This window comes from Streptomyces sp. NPDC060198 (assembly GCF_042728415.1).
Classification (GTDB): domain Bacteria; phylum Actinomycetota; class Actinomycetes; order Streptomycetales; family Streptomycetaceae; genus Streptomyces.
This window is the reverse complement of sequence record NZ_JBHWZJ010000554.1, coordinates 1-3,348: the sequence shown is the minus strand read 5'-3', so window position 1 is coordinate 3,348 and position 3,348 is coordinate 1. Positions and strand designations below refer to the sequence as shown.

The 3,348-nt window shown below is 70.9% G+C and carries 5 protein-coding genes; 3 read left to right on the top strand and 2 right to left on the bottom strand.

Translation table 11 applies throughout. The features are described 5' to 3' along the window. The first annotated feature begins 181 nt into the window (after positions 1-181). Positions 182-619 (top strand): hypothetical protein, encoded by a 438-nt coding sequence (locus tag ACFWEP_RS33315; RefSeq protein ID WP_387375841.1) that lies wholly within the window; start codon positions 182-184, stop codon positions 617-619. 16 nt (positions 620-635) lie between these two features. Here ACFWEP_RS33315 and ACFWEP_RS33310 read toward each other — a convergent pair whose 3' ends face one another. After that, on the bottom strand, positions 636-1,448 hold the full coding sequence (locus tag ACFWEP_RS33310; RefSeq protein ID WP_387375839.1) for an NAD(P)H-binding protein: 813 nt from the start codon (positions 1,446-1,448) through the stop codon (positions 636-638). Positions 1,449-1,518: 70 nt separating this feature from the next. On the opposite strand from ACFWEP_RS33310, the gene ACFWEP_RS33305 reads away from it, so the two are divergent. Further along, positions 1,519-1,950, top strand: coding sequence for a winged helix-turn-helix transcriptional regulator (locus tag ACFWEP_RS33305; RefSeq protein ID WP_387375837.1), 432 nt, complete (start codon positions 1,519-1,521; stop codon positions 1,948-1,950). Between the two features lie 59 nt (positions 1,951-2,009). On the opposite strand, the gene ACFWEP_RS33300 is transcribed toward ACFWEP_RS33305, so the two are convergent. After that, complete coding sequence (locus ACFWEP_RS33300; RefSeq protein WP_387375835.1) at positions 2,010-2,486, bottom strand: DUF2000 family protein; 477 nt, start codon at positions 2,484-2,486, stop codon at positions 2,010-2,012. On the opposite strand from ACFWEP_RS33300, the gene ACFWEP_RS33295 reads away from it, so the two are divergent. After that, positions 2,485-3,348 (top strand): AraC family transcriptional regulator (locus ACFWEP_RS33295; RefSeq protein WP_387375833.1); only part of this gene is annotated, 864 nt, incomplete at its 3' end. The genes ACFWEP_RS33300 and ACFWEP_RS33295 overlap by 2 nt on opposite strands.

The window sequence follows — 3,348 nt, the reverse complement described above, 5'->3', positions numbered from 1 at the left end:
GGAAGCTAAGCCTTTCAGCGCCGATGGTACTGCAGGGGGGACCCTGTGGGAGAGTAGGACGCCGCCGAACAATTTTTCCGGGAGACCCCCGTGCCCTGTGGCACGGGGGTTTTCTGCGTTCACGGGCAATACCGTGGACCTGGGGTTTCTGCGGCACCCGCCCTTGAGGCACGATCCGGTCATGGGGAACCTCTACGACTACTACGCGGCCACCGACGACGCCCAGGCGATCGCACGGTCCGAAGGCGATGCCGGCCTGGCCGATCCGTTCGGCACGATCGGACTCAAAGGGGTCATGCCCGATGGGATTCTCGGTACCGTCGAATCCTGCCTGACGGGTGTGCCCGAGGAGCAGGTGGAGGCCTGCCCGCGCTTCTGCGAACTGCTCAACGAGGACGATCAGGACGGGCCGTGGCTCGTCTCGCTCACGGACACCCTCCGGGATGCTCTCGCGCAAGCCACCCCGGATCGCCTCCTGGAAGCCGCCACCGCGTGGACCCGCACCGAGGACGGTGCGGGACAGAGCCCTGAGCTGATGGCCGACTTCCTGAAACGCCTCGGAGAACTCGCCCGCGACGCCGGGCCGCAGCGGCGTCTGTACTGCCGCATGTCCCTGTGAGGTTCGGCCACGGGTGTCAGCGCGCCACCGACGCCCGGTACACGTCCAGGGCGGAAGTCGGCGTGCGGCCGAGGAGCCCCGGCAGGGCGTTGTCCGCGATCGCGCCGCCGTCGAGGAAGCCCGCGGCGATCGCCGAGTAGGTGCCGACGAGCATGGGCACCTGGAAGGGCAGGGCCGCACCGGCCGAGGAGATCGCTTCGCGGGCCGCCGCCAGCGAGCTGGGCCGGTACCGTCCGCCGACCGCCCCGGCCACGTCGTCGCCGCCCAGGGGCTCCTCGCCGACGAGCTCGTACACCTTTCCCGCGTGCGCTCCGGGCTCGGCCACCACCCGGGCCGCCACCGCCGCCAGGTCCTCCCTGGCCACGGCCGCCAGCCTGCCGTCGCCCAGCGGGGCCGTGATCGTGCCGTCGTCGGTGGGTGCCGCGACTGCGGCGAGGAACTCGGCGTACAGGCCGTTGCGCAGCACCGTCCAGCTCAACGGCGAGCGCGTCAGGCGGCGTTCCGTCCAGCGGTGGGCCAGGGCGAAGGGCAGGTGGTCGCCGTCGCCGCTCAGGCTGGTGTAGACGACGTGCCGCACACCGGCCTTCTCGGCGGCGGAGATCGCTGCCTCGTGCCGGGCGAGGACGACGTCGTCCTCGCCGTATCCGGCGGAGATGAGCAGCAGGGTCTCCACTCCGGTGAGGTCCAGCGACGACGGGTCGTCGAAGTCGATGCGCCGCTCGGTCGTCGAACGCGGGGTCCGCGTGCCGAGGACGACGTCGTCGCGGTCGGCCAGTTCTTCGGCGACGAGCTTGCCGAGAGCGCCGTTCGCACCGGTGATGAGCAACATGGAAGTTCCCTCCTGAGCCGTGTGTTCTCATCCTGGGGAGTGGACGCGGATCGCATAAGGAGGCACTTCGATGTCGGTAGGGCACACCGGTGTAACCACGTCCGAGCCGCAGGAGCCGGTGATCGTCTGTGAGACCCCGCAGGACGAGTGCGGTGTGCGGGACGTGCTGGACCGGCTCGGCGACAAGTGGTCGGTCTACGTGATCGTCGAACTCGCCTCCGGAGTGAGGCGGTTCAAGGAGTTGCAGCGCCGGATCCCGGGCGGCGTCTCGCAGCGCATGCTGACCCTGACCGTCCGGCGCCTGGAGCGCGACGGACTGGTGAACCGGACCGTGTACGCGACCGTTCCGCCCCAGGTCGAGTACGAGCTCACGGATCTGGGCCACAGCCTCACCCACCTGGTCAAAGCGCTGGCGGACTGGTCGATCGAGCACCGGCCGGTCATCGCCGCCGCCCGCGAGGCGTGGGACGACGCCGGCCGGACACCGGCCTTCGGCTCCTGAAGACGCAGGCCTGAAGACGCAGGCCTGAAGAAGCAGCCTGAAGACGCAGGCCTGAGCACTCACGGATGCATGCGGGCGCCCTTGAGGACCTTGTCGACCGCGTTGCGCGGGCCGTACACCGCCAGGCCCACCAGATCGAGCGCGCCCACGCCCACGGCCCGGACGGCGGCCCGGTTGTCCCGGTCGTTGCCCGTGGCGAACAGGTCCGAGGTGAACAGGGACCTCGGCAGCGCGCGGGAGAGCGCCCGGGTGTGCGCGGCGGTCAGCACCTCCTTCGTACCCTCGAAGACCAGCACCGGCTGACGGAACATCGGCAGGTACGGGGTGCCATCGGCGTCCTCGTACGGCTCGCCGACGACCTCCGGCGCCACCGAGCCGAGCCCGCTGACCAGGAAGGCGGTGACGTTCAGCCGCTGCCAGGTCTCCAGGTCCTCGCGGAGCAGCACGGCGATCTTGGTGTCGAGGCGGACGGGGGCGTTCTCGTACGGGGCGACGCCTCGGGCGTTTCCGGGGGCGTTCTCGTTCTCGGTGTTCATGCTCCGAGACTCCGCGACGCCCGCCCGTCCCGTCTTGTACGTTCTTGGCGTGACATCCGTACCGGAGACCTCCGCCTGGCGGCCGCCGGTCGCGGGCGTCGTCGAGGTGTTCCACGCCCACTTCACCGAGCACGCCTACCCCATGCACGTCCACGACGCGTGGACGCTGCTGATCGTCGACGACGGAGCCGTCCGCTACGACCTCGACCGGTACGAGCGCGGCACGCCGCGCGACACCGTGAGCCTGTTGCCACCGCACGTCCCGCACAACGGCTCGCCGGCCACGGCGCACGGCTTCCGCAAGCGCGTCGTCTACCTCGACACGACCCAGCTCGACGCGAGCCTCATCGGACCCGCGGTGGATCACCCGGACTTCGTCGAACCCCTGCTGCGTACGCGCGTCGGCCAGCTGCACGCGGCTCTCGCGCACCCCGGAGAGGCGTTCGAGGCGGAGAGCCGGCTCGCTTTCGTGGGGGAGCGGCTGCGGACGCTCCTCGGCTCCGGACCGGATGGCGGCGGTGCGGCACAGGACGGCCGGGGCGTCGCCCGGGACCTGCGCGATCTGCTCGACGCACGGCTGCTCGACGGCCTCACCCTGGCGGAGGCCGCGCGTCTGGTCCACGCCCATCCCACGCATCTCGTGCGGGCCTTCAGCGGCGCGTTCGGCATCGCCCCGCATCAGTACCTGACGTCCCGCCGTGTCGATCTGGCTCGCCGTCTGCTGCTCGACGGACGGCCGCCGGGCGAGGTGGCCACGGCCGCCGGCTTCCACGATCAGTCCCATCTCACCCGGCACTTCAAGCGGATCGTGGGCACCACCCCGGGGCGGTACGTCCGCGCCGGAACGCCGGGAAGCCCGGAC

Bases quoted from the DNA above. Each gene is read 5' to 3' on its own strand.
- ACFWEP_RS33315 (WP_387375841.1), top strand. From the start codon at position 182: ATGGGGAACCTCTACGACTACTACGCGGCCACCGACGACGCCCAGGCG.
- ACFWEP_RS33310 (WP_387375839.1), bottom strand. From the start codon at position 1,448: ATGTTGCTCATCACCGGTGCGAACGGCGCTCTCGGCAAGCTCGTCGCC.
- ACFWEP_RS33305 (WP_387375837.1), top strand. From the start codon at position 1,519: ATGTCGGTAGGGCACACCGGTGTAACCACGTCCGAGCCGCAGGAGCCG.
- ACFWEP_RS33300 (WP_387375835.1), bottom strand. From the start codon at position 2,486: ATGAACACCGAGAACGAGAACGCCCCCGGAAACGCCCGAGGCGTCGCC.